The organism is Pseudomonas sp. SAS7, from assembly GCF_052112345.1.
GTDB lineage: Bacteria > Pseudomonadota > Gammaproteobacteria > Pseudomonadales > Pseudomonadaceae > Aquipseudomonas > Aquipseudomonas putida_Q.
The window spans coordinates 1-1,141 of record NZ_JBEGGO010000048.1 but is presented as its reverse complement, the minus strand read 5'-3'; the positions used below and the strand labels follow the sequence as shown (position 1 = coordinate 1,141).

The following is a 1,141-nucleotide window of genomic DNA, read 5'->3' as shown; positions in this document are numbered from 1 at the left end:
TTGATTGATGTGCACGGTGAAGGTCGGTTTGACGTTTTCCGCCACCGAGGTCTGATCAGCCGTGATGGTGACTTTGACCAGATCGCCTTCGTTGTTGCCGCCTGGGGTACCTGGGTTGCCCGGGGTACCTGGCTCGTCAGTGACGGTGGTGCTGACCGGGGTCTTGTCCAGGGTCAGTTGCTCGAACTTGCCGACGTCAGCGCCCGCAACGGTCGCGATGGAGTTGACCACCGCTGGGTTGGTGCCGACGTAGACGTTGTCCGGAGCAGTCACGGTGATCGAACCGCTGGTGCCATTGGCCGGTACGGTGATGACGGTTTTGCCGTCGCTCAGCGTGAAGGTCAGGGCACCGTGGTTGTTGATCGGCAGACCGTCTTTGTTGGTCAGCGTGATGGTATAAGTGATTTCGCCGCCTTCGGTAACCGAAGGGGTGGCGGTCAGCTTGGCTACAACTTCGTCGGTGGTGTCGGTGACATCCACTTTTGCAGCGCCGCCGAGCTCCAGGTTTTCGAAGGTACGACCATCAACGTCCACAGCGGACTTGATGCCCAGGCTGATTTCACCGGCGTCTTTGTAGACGTCATCGCCCTGTGCAGCGTGCTCGTAAGGCGCGCTGGTGTCGCCAGCCTTGATCGTGACCTGAGCGTTGTTGCTCAGGGTCACGACAAGGTCGTGGTCCAGCGGTTGATTGATGTGCACGGTGAAGGTCGGTTTGACGTTTTCCGCCACCGAGGTCTGATCAGCCGTGATGGTGACCTTGACCAGGTCGCCCTCGTTGTTGCCGCCTGGGGTTCCTGGGTTGCCCGGAGTGCCTGGCTCATCAGTAACGGTGGTGCTGACCGGGGTTTTGTCCAGGGTCAGTTGCTCGAACTTGCCAACATCAGCGCCCGCAACGGTCGCGATGGAGTTGACCACCGCTGGGTTAGTGCCGACGTAGACGTTGTCCGGAGCAGTGACAGTGATCGAACCAGTAGTGCCATTGGCCGGCACGGTGATGACGGTCTTGCTGTCGCTCAGCGTGAAGGTCAGGGCGCCGTGGTTGTTGATCGGCAGACCATCTTTGTTGGTCAGGGTGATGGTGTAGGTGATCTCGCCGCCTTCGGTGACCGAAGGTGTTGCGGTCAGCTTGGCCACGACTTCA

1 protein-coding gene is annotated in these 1,141 nt (G+C 59.9%); it reads right to left on the bottom strand.

The annotated features are described in order from the left end of the window. On the bottom strand, positions 1 to 1,141 hold a 1,141-nt coding region (locus tag ABI582_RS28620), incomplete at both ends, for an immunoglobulin-like domain-containing protein (protein ID WP_442120982.1).